Source organism: Sporosarcina sp. Y1011 (assembly GCF_057669885.1).
Genome location: NZ_JBYHFP010000006.1, coordinates 52,910 through 72,387 on the forward strand (window position 1 = coordinate 52,910; position 19,478 = coordinate 72,387).

Below are 19,478 nucleotides of genomic sequence, written 5' to 3' on the forward strand. Positions count from 1 at the left end.
CCATTATAGTATAGATGATTTCATGGTTAAAATCCATAGCTATCAACTTTTTATATGTGAATGAATGTATATGACACAAATTGTTCACCAATGATTTGCTATACTGTATAATTGTAAAGCATTTAAAGGGAAGAGGTGAATAATGTGGCGACTGCAATTTGGAAGAAAATAGCCGCAGGGGAAATCGAACCTGTCTATCTATTGACCGGGCTCGAACAGCATTTATTCGACTCAACAATTAGCCGACTAAAAAAAGCATTACCTGATATTGATGAAGGCTCCGTCATACGTTTTGATTTAGACGAGACACCAGTTGAAGTGGTTATCGAGGAAGCTGATACACTGCCATTCCTGGAAGATCGCAAGTTAATCATTGCAGGTAATGCCTCTTTTCTAAAAGCGCAAGATAAAGCACGGGAAAAAGTGACGCATAATTTAACACTTCTGGAGACGTGGCTTGCAAACCCATCTCCGACAGCGACAGTTGTATTTATAGCACCGTATGAAAAACTTGACGCTAGAAAAAGAATTACGAAAATAATGAAAGAACATGCCACTGTCATCGAATCAAAAAGACTGCAGGGAAAAGACCTTTTTACCTGGATTCAACAGGAAGTAAGTACAAATGGTTCCAGAATAAGCCCGGACGACGCAGAATTCCTTGTTAAAATGGCAGGGGATGACTTGTTGACCTTGTCATCCGAAATCATTAAAATGACTACATATTTGAACGGAGAAGGTGCCATCACAGCAGATGTGATTGAGTCACTTGTACCGCGTACGCCAGAAGTAGATGTCTTCCGTTTAACAGATGCATACGTCACTGGAAAAGTATCGAATACTGTTGCGATCTATCGTGATTTACTACGCAATGGTGAGGAACCAATTATGTTGACATCTCTTATTGCTAGTCAAGTGAGGCTCATGGTACATGTTGGCTTACTACAAAAAAAGGGCTATCAGCAGCATCAAATTGCAAAAACGTTAAGTGTTCATCCATACAGGGTAAAACTAATGATGGAAAACAGGGGGCTGCCGAGTTCGGAACGATTACTCGTCATTTTGAATAAACTTGCAGGTATCGACTACAAACTGAAAACCTCAAGTGGAAAAAGGGAACGGATATTGGAATTGTTCTTTATGGAACCTCTAAGGAAATGACGAAAGAATAGTGAAGATATCTGTGGAGTGGTAGGAAGTCTAAGGGAGCCGCGTCGAATGCCCGAGCAGAATGCAGTTCAATCCTTCCTGACAGGACTGTTTTCTGAACTGTGCTCATGCATAGTATCCAATTTGGAAGATATATAAGGCAAAAAAAAAAGGTCGTCCAAAAATCGGGCGGCCTTTTTTAGTATGAAAATTAAAGTGCTTTTTTAGTAAGACGTGCTTTTTGACGTGATGCAGTATTTTTATGGATAAGGCCTTTACGTGCAGCTGTATCCATTTTTTTGATTGCATCTCTTAGTAAGCCAGTAGCGTTTTCGTCTTTAGCGTCAAGAGCAGTTTCAGCTTTACGTACAGCTGTACGCATTGCGTGTTTTACATTCGAGTTTTGCTCGTTTGCAGCATTGCTTTGTTTTACGCGTTTGATTGCAGATTTAATGTTTGGCATTTCATTCACCTCCAGTTTCAGGTAAGGCAAGAGTGTTTCCACGAAGTTTCGGATATCTCTTTCACAACAAGCATTATTTTATCAAATTTAGCGCGAGATTGCAAGAACAAAAGTGCTGTGTACTTGTTCAGCCATGATAAGTACGGAAATGCTTTTAGCCTAGGTGTTCTTTGCTTTTGCCTTATGGACTGAAGCGACTCGAGGGATTAGGTAGAAGAGTCTAGCCTAGACAAGTTTACAAGTCGCTCGCAAAAAGTCGAGCCACCAGGTAAATGTAAATAATATGAGAATAAAGAATACTTTCATGGCACATCGCACAAACTTGAAAGTGAGGTGATTATATGGAGAAGTTCGATTTTTATAGAACGGATCTTGTGGATGAAAGTGAGGAAATGGTTCGCCACCGAACAGCAAGTGAAAAAAACCGGTTGAAGGAATCGGAGGGTGTACTATTCGGTGAATCAAGATTAGGACGGGTCATCTTGACATCTGTAACCGTTGATGCACAAGGAGAAAAAAAGATTGGAAAGAAAAAAGGAACATATATTACACTGACAGTCCCGGCACTTACAGCTGATGATCAGGAAGGACTTACTGACATGTCCAGGGTGCTGATTCAAAAATTGGATGAAATGCTTGCGGATGTAGTGTCGCTCAAAACAGGAAAAATTCTCTTAATAGGACTAGGTAATCGCGATATCACACCTGATGCGGTCGGGCCACTGACAATGGATCGGCTACGGGGAATTGTACCTGACTATTATTCTGATGAAGGCAGTGAGGTATTTGTATATGCGCCCGGAGTGACAATTCAAACGGGTCTGGAAACAGCAGATTTTGTAAAAGCCGTCACCAATGAAATAAAACCCGACTTACTAATTGTAATAGATGCTCTTGCAGCAAGGGATAGCTCGAGATTGTGCCGTACGATTCAATTGACGGATACGGGTATACATCCGGGTTCAGGGGTTGGTAATAGTCGAAAAGAAATATCACAGGATATGCTAGGTATTCCCGTTATAGCTATTGGCATCCCAACAGTAGTTGATGGTCCAGTTCTAATAGCGGATGCTATAAATACAATGTTTGGTTATATTGCTTCCAAAATCGAAGAAAAAAACAGTCCATCATCACGCCTTTCTGTATCACCGTGGTTGCATAGTGAAAATAAGGATGCTGACAGGGCAAATTTACTTCCGATTTTCGGTGATTGGGCAACGTGGCCACATGAAGATCGTATTCAGTTATTTGAAGAAGTGTTGACGAATCATGAGCTTCGTACGTTCGTTTCACCTAAGGAAATTGACGCTTGGGTTTCTTTATATGCAGAAACTCTTGCAGATTCATTATCGACCTGGATTGCCAGTATAAAAAACAGTCATTGACCTCTGTTCCAAAGCATATAGTTGGAACACGGAGGGATGCCATTTGAAAAAGACACTGCAAATATGGGGCACACTTATTTTATTTCTCTTTCTGTTCCCTGTGTTTATCACAACACTGCCTGAGGGACAGACAGTGAAATCTTCCAACCTCGTGAAAGAATCTCCATACATGGTATACGCCGCAAATATTATGGAAGAGGAAACGATTCAAGTGACGGAAGAAAAAGCAAAAGCGCTGCTGTATTTTACACATTCGCACGAGGCGTTTAAGCCTGTTACACATGCGAAAAATGGTAAAATTGCCGTCTCACATCAAACGGAGAATATTACAAAGTTTGGAGAGAAACTTCAAACCCAATTACTGTTTAATGGTATTGATACGGATATGTTAGCTGTTGAAGTGCCTCATAGCGGTGCCTATAAAAAAATTCGGCCACACGTGAAAAAACAATTACAAGAAAAAAAGTATGATTTGATAATTGACCTTCATAGGGATTCCGTTGGTCCAGAGAAAACTACAATTTCTCATAATGACCAAAAATACGCAAAAGTAGCGTTTGTTATAGGAATGGAACACCCGAACTATAAACAGAATCGTGCAAATGCAGTTCTACTAAAAAACGAAATGGAACTTCTTGTCCCTGGAATTACCCGTAACTTGGTAATGAAACACGGAGCAGGCGTAGATGGGAAATACAATCAGGATCTCGATTCATCTCTCCTCGTTGTAGAACTTGGAGGAATCGGGAACGCTGAAGATGAATTAAACAGGACAATTGCGGTACTAGGGAAGGCGGCAGCAACAGTCATTGCAAATTCCAAGCGTGTTGAATAAAGAAATAGGAGCAGAACTACGCTATAATTCATAGAAATGAAATTGAAACCTTGTGGTATCAATGTTTTTTAAGGGTATTTTTTATTTTGATACCGTGACATAATTTGGATGTGAATACAAGCATATGTGACCAATCAGTTACCTATATCCTGATTGGTTTTTTTGTGTCCTCAAAAGAGAACCGAATTTTGAGGATGCTTTACGTCTTCGTTCTTTAGTAATGTGCAAACTACTAGCGAGTTAGCGTAAGGGCTTGCTCCGATGCATCGGCATCAAAACAATGCAATTAGCCTACCTTTAAGGCTTAGATAAGGCACAAACGACATTACCAGGTTGTCCAAGCAATCCTAAATCCTGATGCCTACCCTAGACCCAGAGAATTAGGCGTTGGTGAGTACCATAAAAAATGGGTGAATAAAAAAAGACCTCAAATTTAAATTGAGATCTTTTTTTGTTTACGATTCTTTTTATCATCATTACCGAAAACAGTAATGTCTCTAGTAAGTATGTTTTTTTATTCTTGTGCAGTATAACCGCCGCCGACGAAGACTGTTGTACCTGTAACAAAATCATATTCAGCCAAAAAGATGACCGCATGCGCAATTTATACAGGTCTTACAAGTCTTCGAGTCGGGTCCTTGGCAACAAGGCCATCATAGAATTCGCCTAAAGCTTCTTTATTTACAAATCCTGCATCAACTTGAACGAATATCTAAGCCCTTTGCTTTAATACTACTACTCTTTTTCATCGGGTAAGAATGTAGAGCGATCATCCAAATAACGATATAAAGTAGACTTACTAATTCCAGTCGCTTCTTTTATGTCATATAGCGTATAAGTCTTACTATCATACATTTCAAAAGCCAGCTGTAAATTGTCATCTGATTTTCGTGGACGACCAACCAATTTGCCTTGGTGTTTAGCAGCTTGTAGCGTAAATGTAGAAGAATGGCTAAGAAATTTAGATTGTAAATTCGAAAAAAAAGTAGCATTTTGAAGTAGTGAAGCTTTTTGTATCGTTTGATTGGTTAATTGTTCATCGACGAAGTGAATGGTGATTTGATCTCGTTCTGCTAATCTTAAAATATCTAAAAGCTGCTGAAGGGAATCAGCTAATACTACAATATTTTGGATGAACAGTTCGTCATATTTTTGGAGGGTCATTAATAAGTGTTCGAGTTCTGTTCTTTTCCTGGAAAGTCCATGTGTCTCTTTAAATAATGTATCAATGAAAAGTTCATTTAATTGATGGGTGCAATGTTGATCCAAGACAATCGGACGGATATATCCGTATTTCATTTTTTCGCTCCTAACTTCCCAAAACTATTAACTTTTGGGATTAAAAATGATATGATATTAATATTCTAACATTGGTATAAGCTTTTTTGTGAATTTAGACATCTTGAGAGGGGAACTGTATGAATACTTTAAAACAACAGTGGTTTGGGAATATGCGTGCCGATATTTTAGCAGGTATTGTTGTCGGACTCGCACTCATTCCTGAAGCCTTGGCTTTTGCGTTCATTGTGGGTGTAGATCCACGTGTCGCGTTATATGCTTCATTTACAATTGCGGTCATTATTTCGTTTGTAGGTGGCCGACCTGGTTTAATTTCAGCTGCCACAGGTGCGATGGCTTTAGTGCTTGTCAGCTTAATGGCGGATCATGGTCTACAATATGTCCTTGCAGCCACAATTTTAACAGGAATTATCCAATTAATACTCGGAGGGCTTGGTGTTGCGAATTTAATGCGCTTCATCCCAAACTCCGTCATGCTTGGATTTGTGAATGCACTAGGGATTATGATTTTTATTACGCAAATGCCATATTTACTTGGGGCAAACAGTATGACCTATATATTTGCGGTTGTTACATTAATTTTAGTGTACGCGATTCCACGATTTTTCACGGCTATTCCTGCACCTCTTATTGCGATTGTCGTTATGACTTGTATTGCGCTTATCAGTGGTGTGAAGTTACAGACAATAGGTGATCTGGGGACGATGCCAAATTCATTACCGGTTTTTTTCTTTCCAGATATTCCACTTAACCTTGAAACGTTGAAAATCATTCTACCTTATTCTTTGGCTTTATCGATTGTCGGTTTATTGGAATCCTTACTGACATCCCAAGTATTGGATGATATGACTGATACGTCGAGTAATAAAAATAAAGAAGCACGTGGACAAGGGATCGCCAACTTTATCACTGGTTTTTTTGGTGGGATGGCAGGTTGTGCTTTGATTGGTCAATCAATCATAAATATTAAATCAGGTGGACGAGGCCGCTTATCGACATTTACCGCGGGTGTATTTCTAATGTTTTTAATTATCGTTTTAGGAGATGTGGTTATCAAAATTCCGATGCCCGTTCTTGTCGGGGTGATGATTATGATTAGTATTACAACATTTAATTGGGGTTCGTTTAAGTTTTTGAAACAAGCGCCTAAATCGGAATCACTTGTAATGCTCATTACAGTTGCGATTATTTTATATACACATAATTTAGCGATTGGTGTTGTTATTGGTGTTATATTAAGTGCGCTATTCTTTGTCGCAAAGGTTTCTCGTGTAACAGTAACGCATGATTTGGATGAATATAAGGTGAAAGGTCCTTTGTTTTTTGCGTCAACTACAAAATTTATTCAGTCATTCGACAACGTTTCAGAAAATGAAATCGTCATTAATTTTGAAAATAGTCAGCTGTGGGATGAATCGGCAGTAGGTGCAATATATAAAGTGAAACAAAAGCTTGAGCAAAAAGGTGTGAAGGTACAGATTGAAGGATTAAATTCTTCAAGTGAACAATTGTATAAACGGCTAACATAGGGGGAGGAATCTACATGAAGATTGCTGTAGCAATTGATGGGTCAGAAAATGCTTTACGTGCAGCAAAACATGCCATTACGCTCGTCCAATACTTACCTGAGGCGCATTTAGAAGTTATTTATGTAGCGGATTTTAATAAGGCGAGAGATGAGAGGCTATTATCCCAAAGCCCAGAGAGCTTAACATTAAAACGAGAGCAAAAAGTGCTTCCTATTATAGAATTAGCAAAAGACGTCGGAGTAAGGACGAAGATTACCATGTTAAAAGGGAATCCAAGTCAAGAAATAATAAAGTATGTGAATTAGAAATTGACCAACTTGTCATCGGGAGTCGTGGCTTAAATACTATTCAAGAAATGGTCCTCGGTAGCGTTAGTCACAAAGTAATGAAGCATGTGAATTGCCCGATTACAATTGTTAAATAAAGAGCTTTCATTCCCGTTTACGATTAGCGATTACAAGTTACACTTCGATTAATTCATAGAGACTTCACTCATTTCTAAGCTGTGAGTAGAAGTATTGGGGGAATGTAGTATATAAGGGGGAAATAGAGCGGTTAAACGAATGGATTATAGGCAAGATTTTGAATGTGTGATTAAGAATAGAGAAAGTCCATTTTATAGTTAATAAAAATGAAATAGCCCGACATAGAAAAGACTTCATAAAAATGGGCTATTTCATTTCTGGATGATAAGTAATATTGATGTCATGACTTATATAAAGCCATATAAAACAGTGCGAAACTTATCATGTTGAATCATTCTCAAGCCTGTTCCCTAAAGGTTTTAACACAAATATATGTAAAGGTGAACGGATATCTGCTATAATTCATATAGTTAAAATAGGAGTGAACTTACATGAATCATGAACAGAGAGCGGCACGTCAAAAAAACATCCGGAATTTTTCTATTATCGCCCATATCGATCACGGGAAATCAACATTGGCGGATCGTATTCTGGAACAGACTCAAACGTTAACATCTAGGGAAATGAAGACCCAAACGTTGGATTCGATGGATCTTGAAAGAGAACGCGGAATCACGATTAAATTAAATGCAGTGCAGTTGACGTACTTGGCGAAAGACGGGCAGGAATACACATTCCATCTGATTGATACGCCTGGACACGTCGACTTTACATATGAAGTGTCGCGAAGTCTTGCGGCATGTGAAGGTGCAATCCTCGTTGTCGATGCGGCACAAGGGATTGAAGCGCAAACACTTGCAAACGTTTATTTGGCACTTGATAATGAACTTGAAATATTACCCGTCATCAATAAAATTGATTTACCAGCAGCAGATCCGGAACGTGTTAGAAAAGAAATTGAAGATGTAATCGGACTGGATGCATCAGAAGCGGTTCTTGCTTCTGCAAAAGCAGGTATCGGAATCGTGGATATTCTGGAACAAATCGTTGAAAAAGTCCCTGCTCCACAAGGCGATCCGGACGCTCCATTACAAGCGTTAATCTTCGACTCTCATTATGATCCCTATAAAGGAGTTATCGTAAATATTCGTATCATGGCAGGATCCGTCAAGCCAGGAGATAAGATCCATATGATGGCGACTGGTAAGGATTTCGAAGTCCTAGAAACAGGAGTCTTTACTCCGAAAATATCACCTAGGGATGAATTGACTGTCGGAGACGTAGGTTATTTATCAGCGTCCATAAAAAATGTCGGGGATACACGCGTAGGAGATACGATTACAAGTGTGAAAAACCCGGCAAGCGAACCTTTGGCTGGTTATCGACGCATGAATCCAATGGTGTTCTGCGGACTGTATCCAATTGATACATCGAAATACAATGAACTACGTGACGCACTTGAGAAGTTAGAGTTGAATGACTCTGCACTTGAATACGAGGCGGAGACGTCTCAAGCACTTGGATTTGGATACCGTTGTGGATTCCTAGGCCTTTTGCATATGGAAATTATTCAAGAGCGTATTGAACGAGAATTCAATATTGATTTGATCACAACTGCGCCAAGTGTTATATACAATGTTGTCTTGACAGACGGTTCTGAATTGAAAGTGGATAACCCTGCAATGATGCCAGACGCACAAAAAATCGATTATGTCGAAGAGCCATATGTAAAAGCATCAATCATGGTGCCAAATGAGTATGTAGGTTCTGTTATGGAACTGTGTCAACATAAACGTGGTAACTTCATGACGTTGGATTATTTGGATTCGACTCGTGTCAATATCATCTACGAATTGCCACTCGCGGAAATTGTTTACGATTTCTTCGATCAGTTGAAGTCTGGTACAAAAGGGTACGCATCACTCGACTATGAACTGATTGGTTATAAACAATCGAAACTTGTAAAAATGGACATCCTCTTAAACGGAGAACATGTCGATGCATTCAGTTTCATTGTGCATAGAGATTTCTCATATGACCGCGGAAAAGCGATTGTTGAAAAATTGCGGAAACTAATTCCTAGACAACAATTTGAAGTACCTGTGCAGGCAGCAATCGGTCAAAAAATTGTTGCAAGGTCTACAATCAAATCGATGGGTAAAAACGTTTTGGCTAAATGTTACGGAGGGGACATCTCTCGAAAACGTAAACTTCTTGATAAACAAAAAGAAGGTAAAAAACGTATGAAACAAGTAGGTTCAGTTGAAGTTCCCCAAGAAGCATTTATGGCAGTATTGAAAATGGATGAAGATTAATTAATAAATGGAATAGAGGGCGTATAGCCCTCTTTTTTCCGTGTCTAAACGATAAAGCTTAGATCTTTGAGTCGATACTACCTCGGTTTGTCGCTGAAAGACACAGCATATTGTATTATGTATGACTGGATTACTTGAACAATTTTTTGAGTTTTTCTAACTATAGAAAGGAAGTGACGGTATGAGGGGTATGTATATCCACATTCCGTTTTGCCATCAAATTTGTCATTACTGTGATTTCAATAAAGTATTTTTCAAGAACCAGCCTGTAGATGAATATATCGAATCGATAGGACAGGAACTATCTATCATGCATAATGAGGGAATTTCATTTAAAGAAGTCGAAACTGTTTTCTTAGGAGGCGGAACACCGACTTCACTATCTGAAAAACAACTCGAACGATTGCTTGAAATCATTCATGAATATATAGATGTTAGTTCTTTAAAAGAATTTTCAACTGAAGCAAATCCTGATGAACTGACATTCGGGAAGTTAGCTGTTCTGAAAAATGGCGGCGTAAATAGACTGAGTATCGGTGTACAATCATTTGACGCGGAATTGCTGACGAAAATCGGGAGGACGCATAGTCCAGGTGATGCTGATCGAGTTGTTGGAGAAGCTAGAAAAGCAGGATTCGACAATATTAGTATCGATTTAATTTACGGTTTGCCGGGACAAACAATTGTCCAATGGCAAGATACGCTTATACAGGCGACTGCGCTTGACCTCCCTCATTATTCGGGATACTCCCTTATTGTCGAACCGAAAACAGTGTTTTATAACTTGATGAATAAAGGCAAATTGCCGCTGCCGGGGGAAGATATCGAAACAGAAATGTTCACGATGCTAATTGAACATATGGAAAGCCATGGACGAAATCGTTATGAAATTAGTAATTTTGCAATACCTGGTCAAGAATCAATTCATAATCTCATCTACTGGGAGAACGCAACGTATGCAGGAATCGGTGCCGGTGCACATGGTTATATAAATGGAACCAGGTATTCAAACATTGGACCGATTGCAAAATATATTGAAAAGACAGCTGCGGGTAATAGGCCGTTACAACAAACACATCTAGTTACAGAAACAGAAGCAATGGAAGAAGAGATGTTTCTTGGATTACGCAAATCAAATGGCGTTTCTCGTTCATTATTTCAAAAGAAATTTGGGAAATCGCTTGAAAATGTATACGGTGAAACGCTGCAATCTCTGATTGAAGACGGACTTGTCATGCAATTGGATGATACCGTCAAGTTAACAGAGCACGGTGTTTACAGGGGAAATGATGTGTTTCAACAATTTCTTAAATAATCGTGAGTCAATTCGTTGACACGACGATCTGTATTTGTTAAATTATCAGTAGCATTAGCACTCGTAGTTATAGAGTGCTAACAGGAGTGATGGCTATGTTGACGAACAGACAATTGCTTATATTGCAACTGACGGTTGACGATTTCATCGAATCCGCACAACCTGTCGGATCAAGGCAGCTATCCAAAAAGAGTGAAGCTCCTTTCAGTCCTGCGACAATTAGGAATGAAATGGCTAATCTTGAAGAGATGGGTTATCTTGAAAAAACCCACACCTCATCCGGTAGGATACCATCTGAAAAAGGGTACCGATTTTATGTCGATCATTTGATGACTACAGAAAAGCTAAACATGGAAGACAGTATCCATTTGAGATCTGTTTTTCGAGAGAAAATTGTCGAAACTGAAGAGTTGATACGTAAATCTGCAACAATTCTTTCCGATTTGACCAATTACACTTCGATTCTTCTTGGGCCAGACACTTCACTACATGCAGTGAAACGTTTTTCAATCGTTCCATTAGATCGGAAGACGGCTGTCGCTATTATCGTTACAGACAATGGCCGTGTTGAGAATAAGCTTTTCAATGTACCGGAAGGATTCACCGCGTCTGATATTGAAAAAATGGTGAACATCCTAAACGAACGACTGATTGGCACACCGCTTGTTAATATTCAAAAAATGCTAGTCGAGGAAACGAAAACGGTATTGGAACGTCATATCCATCACGCTGGCGACTTATTCGCCTCATTCCAACGGGCGATATCAATCGCACCGGAAGAACGGCTGTTTTTTGGCGGTAAAATGAATATGATGAAACAACCTGAATTCAATGATATCCATAAGATGAAAACATTTTTCGAACTGATGGATAATGCTGCACCGGCAATGACGTTTTTCCAAGAAGGTATGACAGGTATCCATGTCCGCATCGGCTCTGAAAATAATCACAATGCCATGGAAGATTACAGTGTGATTACAGCTACGTATTCAGCGGGCGACAATATGACGGGTTCCATCGCAATTATCGGACCAAAACGTATGGATTATGCAAGAGTCATTACTATGCTCGATTTAATGAGCAGTGATTTGTCCAGTGAATTGGCAAGGTTGACAATAGGCGGCGGAAATGCAGGGAGGAACGACCAATGACAAATGTAAATGATGAAATTGAAGTTAAAGAAGAATCAGTAAATGAAACGCTTGAAGATGGAATTGAAACAATCAATTCAGATGAAAAAGTGGATTCGATTGAAATCATAGAAAACGGGAATGACACTACTGTGCAAGAACTGACAGAAAAACTACATGAAGAAGAGAACAAACGGTTGAGATTACTGGCAGACTATGAAAACTTCAAACGAAGGGTCTCCCTTGATAAAGAAGCAGCTCAAAAATACCGTGCTCAGAATGTAGTAACTAATCTTATTCCTGTTCTAGATAATTTTTCACGTGCATTGACTGTTGAAGCAAAAACAGAAGAAGTCCAAACGATGATGACGGGATTAGATATGATATACCGTACATTTGTCCAAGCTCTTGAAGAAGAGGGTCTTGTCGAAATCAAAGCACTCGATCAGGAGTTCGATCCTAATTTCCATCAAGCAATTATGACTGGAAAAGATGAAGATAAACCTGCAGGTATCGTACTTGAAGAATTGCAAGCAGGTTATATGTTGAAAGACAGAGTCCTGCGACCAGCAATGGTTAAAGTTAACGAATAAGAAGAATTAGAATAAAAGAAGCACTATTTAATAGGAGGAATTTGATTATGAGTAAAATTATTGGTATTGACTTAGGGACAACAAACTCAGTAGTTGCAATTTATGAAGGCGGAGAGCCGAAAGTAATTCCAAATCCAGAAGGTAACCGTACAACACCATCTGTCGTAGCGTTTAAAAACGGCGAACGTCAAGTCGGAGAAGTTGCTAAACGCCAATCAATCACTAATCCGAATACAATCATGTCTGTTAAAAGGCATATGGGTACTGATTTCAAAGTTAAAGCAGAAGACAAAGAGTATACACCTCAAGAAGTATCAGCGATGATTCTTCAATATTTGAAGGGGTATGCGGAAGAATACTTAGGTGAAAAAGTAACAAAAGCAGTTATTACTGTTCCAGCTTACTTCAGCGATGCACAACGTCAAGCAACACAAGATGCAGGTAGAATTGCAGGACTTGAAGTCGAACGAATTATCAATGAGCCAACTGCAGCGGCGCTTGCTTATGGTCTTGATAAAACGGATGAAGACGAAACAATTCTTGTATATGACCTTGGTGGCGGTACGTTCGACGTGTCGATCCTTGAACTAGGCGATGGCGTATTCCAAGTTAAGTCTACTGCTGGAGACAACAAACTTGGAGGAGATGATTTTGACGACGTAGTCATCGACTTCCTCGTTCAGGAATTCAAAAAAGACAACGGTATTGATTTGTCAAAAGACAAAATGGCAATGCAACGTTTGAAAGATGCTGCTGAGAAAGCGAAAAAAGACCTTTCAGGCGTAACATCATCACAAGTATCGCTACCTTTCATTACAGCAGGAGATGCAGGTCCACTTCATCTTGAAGTCACACTTTCCCGTGCGAAATTCGATGAATTGACTGCTCACCTGGTTGAACGTTCCATGGTTCCAACACGCCAAGCGTTAAAAGACGCTGGACTTGCTGCATCTGAAATTGATAAAGTAATTCTCGTTGGTGGATCAACTCGTATTCCAGCGGTTCAAGAAGCCATTAAAAAAGAAACAGGTAAAGAGCCATATAAAGGCGTTAACCCGGATGAAGTAGTTGCACTTGGTGCGGCTGTACAAGGATCTATCTTAAGTGGAGACGTTACAGATGTTGTTCTATTAGACGTAACACCTTTATCACTTGGTATTGAAACAATGGGTAATGTCTTTACAAAACTAATCGAACGTAACACAACGATTCCAACTAGCAAATCACAAGTGTTTTCAACAGCAGCGGATAGCCAGCCGGCTGTAGATATTCATGTTTTGCAAGGCGAACGTCCAATGTCTGCGGACAACAAAACGCTAGGTCGTTTCCAATTGACGGATATTCCACCAGCTCCACGTGGAGTTCCTCAAATTGAAGTAACTTTTGATATCGATAAAAACGGTATTGTTACAGTTAAAGCGAAAGACCTTGGTACTCAAAAAGAGCAAAATATTACAATCCAAGCAAGTTCGGGTCTAACTGATGATGAAATCGAACGTATGGTGAAAGATGCTGAAGCGAATGCTGAAGTTGACCAAAAACGTAAAGAAGAAGCAGATTTGAAAAACGAAGCAGACCAACTCGTATTCATGGCTGAAAAGACATTAAAAGATCTTGAAGGAAAAGTTTCCGAAGAAGATGTGAAGAGTGTGGAAGAAGCTAAGGAAGAGTTGAAAGTTGCACTAGAAGCTGCTGATTATGATGAAATTCGTACGAAAAAAGAAAAATTGGATGAACTTGTCCAACAAATGTCAATGAAATTATATGAGCAAGCTGCTGCTGAATCCGCTGAAGGTGCTGAAGGCGCTTCTGAGCCTAAGGACGACGGCGTAGTTGACGCTGATTTTGAAGAAGTTGACGACAAAGAAACTAAATAAAAATATTTGTTGACGGAAAAGTCAAAGTCCGATATTCCGGCTTTGGCTTTTTCGGTTTTTATTGCTGAGTACAAGCAGCAGCGGCTAGCCCTTTAAGCTAATATAGCGGAAGGGGAATGAACTGCATCTATCCTGCATTTCGGAGCTCACTGAACGCTTACGCTTTTAAGTTCGTAGTGATACAATAGTAAACATGCCAAAGTATTTCGGGAGAGTGAAATAATGAGTAAAAGAGATTATTATGACGTATTGGGCTTGTCAAAGTCCGCTTCAAAAGACGAAATTAGGAAAGCCTATCGATCACTTTCAAAGAAATACCATCCTGACTTGAACAAAGCAGATGATGCAGTAGAGAAATTCAAAGAAGTGACTGAAGCATATGAAGTGCTGAGTGATGATTCGAAGAAAGCAAATTATGATCAATTCGGCCATACAAATCCAAATCAAGGATTTGGTGGCGGAGGTGGCGCTGACGGATTCGGTTTTGATGATATTTTCAGTAGTTTTTTCGGTGGGAATACCCGTCGGCGTGATCCGAACGCCCCTCGTAAAGGGGATGACCTTCAATACTCGATGAATATTGACTTTATGGAGGCAGTTTTCGGTAAGGAGACTGAAGTTGAAATACCGAAAGAAGAAACATGCGATACATGTGATGGTTCAGGTGCTAAAAAAGGAACGTCAGCTAAAACGTGTACACATTGTAGTGGTTCAGGGCAAATCAGCGTTACACAAAACACGCCGCTTGGTCAGATGGTAAACCGTAGAGCATGTCACCATTGTCAAGGAACTGGTAAAATTATTCCTGAAAAATGTTCGACTTGCCATGGTGCAGGTAGAGTAACGAAAAAGAAAAAAATTAAAGTGACAATCCCTGAAGGTGTTGATGATGGTCAGCAGTTACGCGTATCCGGACAGGGCGAACCAGGTCATAATGGAGGACCTTCAGGAGATTTGTATATCGTATTCCGTGTGAGGCCACATGAGAAATTCATCAGAGAAGACGATGATATTTATCTGGAACTCAATCTTTCGTTCCCGCAAGCATCTCTTGGTGATGAAATCGAAGTTCCAACTGTACAAGGAAAAGTGAATTTGAAAATACCTGCTGGTACTCAAACAGGAACACGATTCCGTTTGAAAGGCAAAGGTGTTAAAAACGTCCATGGTCGTGGAATTGGAGATCAGCACGTTATTGTAAAAGTGACGACGCCTAAGAAAATGACGGAAAAACAGAAAGAACTTATGCGTGAGTTTGCGGCGATTAGTGGGGATTCTCTTGATGAGTATTCAAGTTCTCTTTTCGATAAAATCAAACGATCAATCAAAGGCGACTGAAAGGGATGAATTCATATGAAGTGGTCAGAGGTATCTATTCATACGACACATGAAGCAACTGAAGCAGTAGCAAATATTTTACATGAAGCTGGTGCAAGTGGGGTCGTTATAGAGGATTCAGCGGAACCAGATCGAATCCACGAAGACCAGTACGGTGAAATATGGGCACTGGACAAAAATGATTTTCCTTTGGAGGGAGTCATTTTAAAGGCATATTTACCTGTTAATAGTTTTCTGATAGAAACAGTTAAAGATATTGAACTGTCAATCGAAGGTTTGTCAAAATTCGGATTGGATGTCGGTAAAAATGCTATTCAGATGAATGAAGTCGATGAAGAAGATTGGGCAACTGCATGGAAGAAGTACTATCATCCTGTTAAAATTTCTGGCCGCTTTACAATTGTACCGACATGGGAACAATACGTTCCGGTTGAGTCTGATGAATTGATTATTGAGCTTGATCCGGGAATGGCTTTTGGGACAGGTACACATCCAACAACAGTACTGTGTCTGCAAGCGCTTGAGAAATACGTTAAACCTGGCTACACAGTTGTGGATGTAGGAACTGGTTCAGGAGTACTCTCCATCGGCGCGGCACTCTTAGGTGCATCACGTGTCCATGCGCTAGACTTGGATCAAGTTGCTGTAGTAGCCGCAAAAGATAACATCAAGTTGAATCACGTTGAAGGAACGGTAGAAGTGGTACACGGTAATTTACTAGAGTCTGTAAAAGAACCGGCTGATATTATCATTGCTAATATTTTGGCCGAAGTTATCATTTCCTTTTCACAAGATGCTTATACCATTTTACCGGAGGATGGCCTATTTATTGTTTCGGGAATTATCGGCCAGAAACGGGACTTGGTAAAGGATGACCTAGTGAGTAAAGGATTTGAGATTATAGAGTCTGTCCTTATGGAAGACTGGGTTGCTATTATTGCGAGAAAAAGGAGCGTGTAACAATTTGCAACGCTATTTTCTGCAATCCCCTTTTGATGATGAAGGGATCGCGACAATAAAGGGCGATGATGGAAAACATATCATTCGTGTCATGCGGATGAATGTCGATGATAATGTCATTGCTGTTACGAACGGGAAGGCTTTTATTTCTTTAATTACTGAATTGCTACCGGATGGTGTAGTCATTTTGCGTACCGGCAATGCACTAAAGTCTAATGAAATGCCTGTTAACGTAACAATTGCCTGTGGTCTGCCAAAAGGCGACAAACTCGATTTAATTGTTCAAAAAGGAACTGAGCTTGGTATGTCGGGGATTCTACCATTCCAAGCTGAGAGATCCATTGTTAAGTGGGATGAAAAAAAAGGTGATAAAAAAGTTGAACGGCTTCGCAAAATTTCCAAAGAGGCCGCAGAACAATGTCATCGAACCGTTATTCCTGAAGTGGGAAAACCATTATCATTTCAGCAATTGATTGTGGAATCAAGTAAATTTGACGTCTTACTTTTTGCAGATGAAGAGGATGCGAAAAGTGGAGAGCCTCATAAAATTGCTGACCGTCTAAAAAATGTATATCATGAACAAACGGTGCTAGTTGTATTCGGACCAGAAGGCGGGTTATCGAGAACAGAAGCTGAAAATCTCCGTTCTGAAGGGTTTCTGCCGATTGCATTAGGTCCGCGCATCTTGCGGACTGAAACGGCACCATTGTATTTATTGTCCGCAATGTCATACGAATTTGAATGAAAGAGGTGAGCAGCTATGTCTTCGGTGGCATTTCATACGTTGGGCTGCAAAGTGAATCATTACGAAACCGAGGCAATCTGGCAACTTTTCAAGGAAGCCGGTTATGACCGCGGTGATTTCGAAAAGAACTCTGATGTTTATGTCATTAATACATGTACAGTGACAAATACCGGTGATAAGAAAAGCCGACAAGTCATTCGTCGGGCAGTCCGTAAAAATCCGGATGCTGTCATTTGTGTTACGGGTTGTTACGCACAAACTTCTCCTGCTGAAATCATGGCGATTCCTGGGGTTGATATTGTTGTTGGAACACAGGATCGGACCAAACTTCTTGGGCTCATTGATGAGTACCGTTCAGAACGTAAGCCGATCAATGCTGTCCGCAACATTATGAAAAATAGAGTTTATGAAGAACTGGATGTACCTGCATTTACTGATCGAACACGTGCGTCCCTCAAAATTCAGGAGGGATGTAATAACTTCTGTACATTTTGCATCATTCCGTGGGCTCGTGGACTTATGCGTTCGCGTGATCCACAGGAAGTCATCCGTCAGGCGCAACAGCTTGTCGATGCGGGTTATCTTGAAATTGTTTTAACAGGTATTCATACAGGTGGTTACGGAGAAGATTTGAAGGATTACAATCTGGCTCGGCTGCTACGTGATCTTGAAACCCAGGTGATAGGACTGAAACGTCTTCGTATCAGTTCGATTGAAGCGAGCCAACTTACCGATGAGGTCATCGATGTCCTTCGTAATTCGTCTACAATCGTTCGTCATCTGCATATTCCGATTCAATCCGGTTCCAACTCCGTTTTGAAACGTATGCGCCGGAAATATACGATGGAATTTTTTGCAGAACGTCTGGACAGATTGCGTGATGCACTGCCACAATTGGCAATCACTTCAGATGTTATCGTCGGTTTTCCTGGTGAGACTGAAGAAGAGTTCATGGAAACATACAACTTTATCCGTGATTATAAATTCTCTGAACTTCATGTTTTCCCTTATTCAAAACGGACTGGGACTCCCGCCGCAAGAATGGAAGACCAGGTTCCCGAAGCTGTAAAAAACGAACGTGTTCATCGCTTGATCGAATTGAACGATCAGCTGGCGAAGCAATATGCATCGACATTCGAAAATGTGGTTCTCGAGGTTATACCGGAAGAAAAGTATAAGCTTGATCCGGACAGCGGATTATATGAAGGCTACTCGGATAATTATTTGAAACTCGTTTTTCCCGCTGATGAGTCCATGGTCGGTAAAATCATTCGTGTAAAAGTCGTGAAAGCAGGCTATCCCTATAACGAAGGACAGTTTGTCCGTGTTATTGAGGAAGAGACACAACTCGTCTAAATCAGCTATCTAAAAAGCTGTTCTTATCCATCTTGGAAGGAACAGCTTTTTTCGTGCAGAAACGAATGGTTCTTGATATGATATCAGAAGTACGGACAACTCAAGGAGGTATTCATTTGAATACAAATTATGCTACTTATATCGATCATACATTATTAAAAGCAGATGCTTTAAAAACAGAAATAACGACATTATGTGAAGAAGCCCGTAAATATTCGTTTGCTTCTGTCTGTGTAAACCCGGCATGGGTAAAAACAGCTTCAGCTGCACTTGAAGGTTCGCCAGTTAAGGTTTGTACAGTCATTGGTTTTCCTTTAGGAGCGTCAACGTCTGAGGTAAAGGCATTTGAAACTGCTGATGCGATTGCAAACGGAGCAACTGAAATCGATATGGTTATTAATATGGGAGCCCTTCGCAGTGGTGATGATGCGGCTGTGGAAAAAGACATTAAAGCAGTTGTTAATGCAGCAAAAGGAAAAGCGATTGTAAAGGTTATTATTGAAACAGCTTTACTAGCTGATAAAGATAAAAGAAAAGCATGTGAACTATCGGTTCTAGCAGGTGCTGATTTCGTGAAAACATCAACAGGTTTTTCAACTGGGGGAGCGATAGAGGAAGACGTCAAGTTGATGAGAGCCGTCGTTGGACCTGAAATGGGTGTCAAGGCTTCGGGTGGAGTTCGAAGCTTGGAAGACATGAAGAAAATGATAGATGCAGGGGCTACAAGAATAGGTGCAAGTTCAGGCGTTCAAATCATGCAAGGGTTGGAATCTAAATCTGATTATTAATTTGAAAGTTTTATATTGACCTATGCTTAATTACGA

The 19,478-nt window shown here is 40.1% G+C and carries 16 protein-coding genes and 1 pseudogene; 15 read left to right on the plus strand and 2 right to left on the minus strand.

Going from position 1 to position 19,478, the window contains the following annotated elements:
* Nucleotides 1–144 precede the first annotated feature (144 nt).
* Nucleotides 145–1,161 carry a DNA polymerase III subunit delta gene (gene holA / locus AC25Y5_RS09490; RefSeq protein ID WP_488140063.1) on the plus strand — a complete coding sequence of 339 codons (1,017 nt, stop codon included), beginning with the start codon at nt 145–147 and terminating at the stop codon, nt 1,159–1,161.
* A 199-nt stretch (nt 1,162–1,360) separates the two neighbouring features.
* Here the strand turns inward: holA and rpsT are convergent, their stop codons facing one another.
* On the minus strand, nt 1,361–1,612 hold the full coding sequence (rpsT, locus tag AC25Y5_RS09495) for a 30S ribosomal protein S20 (protein ID WP_482100789.1): 252 nt from the start codon (nt 1,610–1,612) through the stop codon (nt 1,361–1,363).
* 341 nt (nt 1,613–1,953) lie between these two features.
* On the opposite strand from rpsT, the gene gpr reads away from it, so the two are divergent.
* Entirely contained in the window at nt 1,954–2,997 is a 1,044-nt protein-coding gene (gene gpr / locus AC25Y5_RS09500; RefSeq protein WP_488140064.1) for a GPR endopeptidase, read from the plus strand.
* A 43-nt stretch (nt 2,998–3,040) separates the two neighbouring features.
* Entirely contained in the window at nt 3,041–3,832 is a 792-nt protein-coding gene (gene spoIIP / locus AC25Y5_RS09505; protein ID WP_488140065.1) for a stage II sporulation protein P, read from the plus strand.
* A gap of 735 nt (nt 3,833–4,567) precedes the next feature.
* Here the strand turns inward: spoIIP and AC25Y5_RS09510 are convergent.
* A complete protein-coding gene (locus tag AC25Y5_RS09510) occupies nt 4,568–5,131 on the minus strand; it encodes a recombinase family protein (protein WP_488140066.1) in 564 nt (187 codons plus the stop codon).
* A 119-nt stretch (nt 5,132–5,250) separates the two neighbouring features.
* Here AC25Y5_RS09510 and AC25Y5_RS09515 point away from each other — a divergent pair, with 119 nt between their 5' ends.
* The 12 genes and pseudogenes from AC25Y5_RS09515 (at nt 5,251) to deoC (ending at nt 19,442) form a co-directional block, all read left to right on the plus strand.
* Nucleotides 5,251–6,660, plus strand: a complete 1,410-nt coding sequence (locus tag AC25Y5_RS09515) for a SulP family inorganic anion transporter (protein ID WP_488140067.1) — start codon at nt 5,251–5,253, stop codon at nt 6,658–6,660.
* Nucleotides 6,661–6,674: 14 nt separating this feature from the next.
* Nucleotides 6,675–7,084 (plus strand): annotated as a pseudogene (locus tag AC25Y5_RS09520) (universal stress protein).
* Between the two features lie 432 nt (nt 7,085–7,516).
* Nucleotides 7,517–9,340 (plus strand): translation elongation factor 4, encoded by a 1,824-nt coding sequence (gene lepA / locus AC25Y5_RS09525; protein WP_488140068.1) that lies wholly within the window; start codon nt 7,517–7,519, stop codon nt 9,338–9,340.
* A 181-nt stretch (nt 9,341–9,521) separates the two neighbouring features.
* Nucleotides 9,522–10,655: a radical SAM family heme chaperone HemW gene (gene hemW, locus AC25Y5_RS09530; protein ID WP_488140069.1), complete on the plus strand. Its 1,134-nt coding sequence runs from the start codon at nt 9,522–9,524 to the stop codon at nt 10,653–10,655.
* A gap of 95 nt (nt 10,656–10,750) precedes the next feature.
* Nucleotides 10,751–11,806, plus strand: coding sequence for a heat-inducible transcriptional repressor HrcA (gene hrcA / locus AC25Y5_RS09535; RefSeq protein ID WP_488140070.1), 1,056 nt, complete (start codon nt 10,751–10,753; stop codon nt 11,804–11,806).
* Complete coding sequence (gene grpE / locus AC25Y5_RS09540) at nt 11,803–12,378, plus strand: nucleotide exchange factor GrpE (RefSeq protein WP_488140071.1); 576 nt, start codon at nt 11,803–11,805, stop codon at nt 12,376–12,378. Before hrcA ends, grpE begins: the two co-directional genes overlap by 4 nt.
* Before the next feature lie 47 nt (nt 12,379–12,425).
* A complete protein-coding gene (gene dnaK, locus AC25Y5_RS09545) occupies nt 12,426–14,255 on the plus strand; it encodes a molecular chaperone DnaK (protein ID WP_488140072.1) in 1,830 nt (609 codons plus the stop codon).
* A gap of 222 nt (nt 14,256–14,477) precedes the next feature.
* Nucleotides 14,478–15,593 (plus strand): molecular chaperone DnaJ, encoded by a 1,116-nt coding sequence (gene dnaJ, locus AC25Y5_RS09550; RefSeq protein WP_482100759.1) that lies wholly within the window; start codon nt 14,478–14,480, stop codon nt 15,591–15,593.
* Nucleotides 15,594–15,608: 15 nt separating this feature from the next.
* On the plus strand, nt 15,609–16,553 hold the full coding sequence (gene prmA, locus AC25Y5_RS09555) for a 50S ribosomal protein L11 methyltransferase (protein WP_488140073.1): 945 nt from the start codon (nt 15,609–15,611) through the stop codon (nt 16,551–16,553).
* Between the two features lie 4 nt (nt 16,554–16,557).
* Nucleotides 16,558–17,298 carry a 16S rRNA (uracil(1498)-N(3))-methyltransferase gene (locus AC25Y5_RS09560; protein ID WP_488140074.1) on the plus strand — a complete coding sequence of 247 codons (741 nt, stop codon included), beginning with the start codon at nt 16,558–16,560 and terminating at the stop codon, nt 17,296–17,298.
* 15 nt (nt 17,299–17,313) lie between these two features.
* Nucleotides 17,314–18,654 carry a tRNA (N(6)-L-threonylcarbamoyladenosine(37)-C(2))-methylthiotransferase MtaB gene (gene mtaB, locus AC25Y5_RS09565; RefSeq protein ID WP_488140075.1) on the plus strand — a complete coding sequence of 447 codons (1,341 nt, stop codon included), beginning with the start codon at nt 17,314–17,316 and terminating at the stop codon, nt 18,652–18,654.
* 77 nt (nt 18,655–18,731) lie between these two features.
* Nucleotides 18,732–19,442, plus strand: coding sequence for a deoxyribose-phosphate aldolase (gene deoC, locus AC25Y5_RS09570; RefSeq protein ID WP_488140209.1), 711 nt, complete (start codon nt 18,732–18,734; stop codon nt 19,440–19,442).
* Nucleotides 19,443–19,478: the final 36 nt, after the last annotated feature.

Excerpts from the sequence above, each read along its gene's own strand:
- lepA (WP_488140068.1), top strand. The coding sequence starts at position 7,517 with ATGAATCATGAACAGAGAGCGGCACGTCAAAAAAACATCCGGAATTTT.
- grpE (WP_488140071.1), top strand. The coding sequence starts at position 11,803 with ATGACAAATGTAAATGATGAAATTGAAGTTAAAGAAGAATCAGTAAAT.
- rpsT (WP_482100789.1), bottom strand. The coding sequence starts at position 1,612 with ATGCCAAACATTAAATCTGCAATCAAACGCGTAAAACAAAGCAATGCT.
- AC25Y5_RS09515 (WP_488140067.1), top strand. The coding sequence starts at position 5,251 with ATGAATACTTTAAAACAACAGTGGTTTGGGAATATGCGTGCCGATATT.
- AC25Y5_RS09510 (WP_488140066.1), bottom strand. The coding sequence starts at position 5,131 with ATGAAATACGGATATATCCGTCCGATTGTCTTGGATCAACATTGCACC.
- gpr (WP_488140064.1), top strand. The coding sequence starts at position 1,954 with ATGGAGAAGTTCGATTTTTATAGAACGGATCTTGTGGATGAAAGTGAG.
- prmA (WP_488140073.1), top strand. The coding sequence starts at position 15,609 with ATGAAGTGGTCAGAGGTATCTATTCATACGACACATGAAGCAACTGAA.
- dnaK (WP_488140072.1), top strand. The coding sequence starts at position 12,426 with ATGAGTAAAATTATTGGTATTGACTTAGGGACAACAAACTCAGTAGTT.
- hrcA (WP_488140070.1), top strand. The coding sequence starts at position 10,751 with ATGTTGACGAACAGACAATTGCTTATATTGCAACTGACGGTTGACGAT.
- mtaB (WP_488140075.1), top strand. The coding sequence starts at position 17,314 with ATGTCTTCGGTGGCATTTCATACGTTGGGCTGCAAAGTGAATCATTAC.
- dnaJ (WP_482100759.1), top strand. The coding sequence starts at position 14,478 with ATGAGTAAAAGAGATTATTATGACGTATTGGGCTTGTCAAAGTCCGCT.
- deoC (WP_488140209.1), top strand. The coding sequence starts at position 18,732 with ATGATATCAGAAGTACGGACAACTCAAGGAGGTATTCATTTGAATACA.
- hemW (WP_488140069.1), top strand. The coding sequence starts at position 9,522 with ATGAGGGGTATGTATATCCACATTCCGTTTTGCCATCAAATTTGTCAT.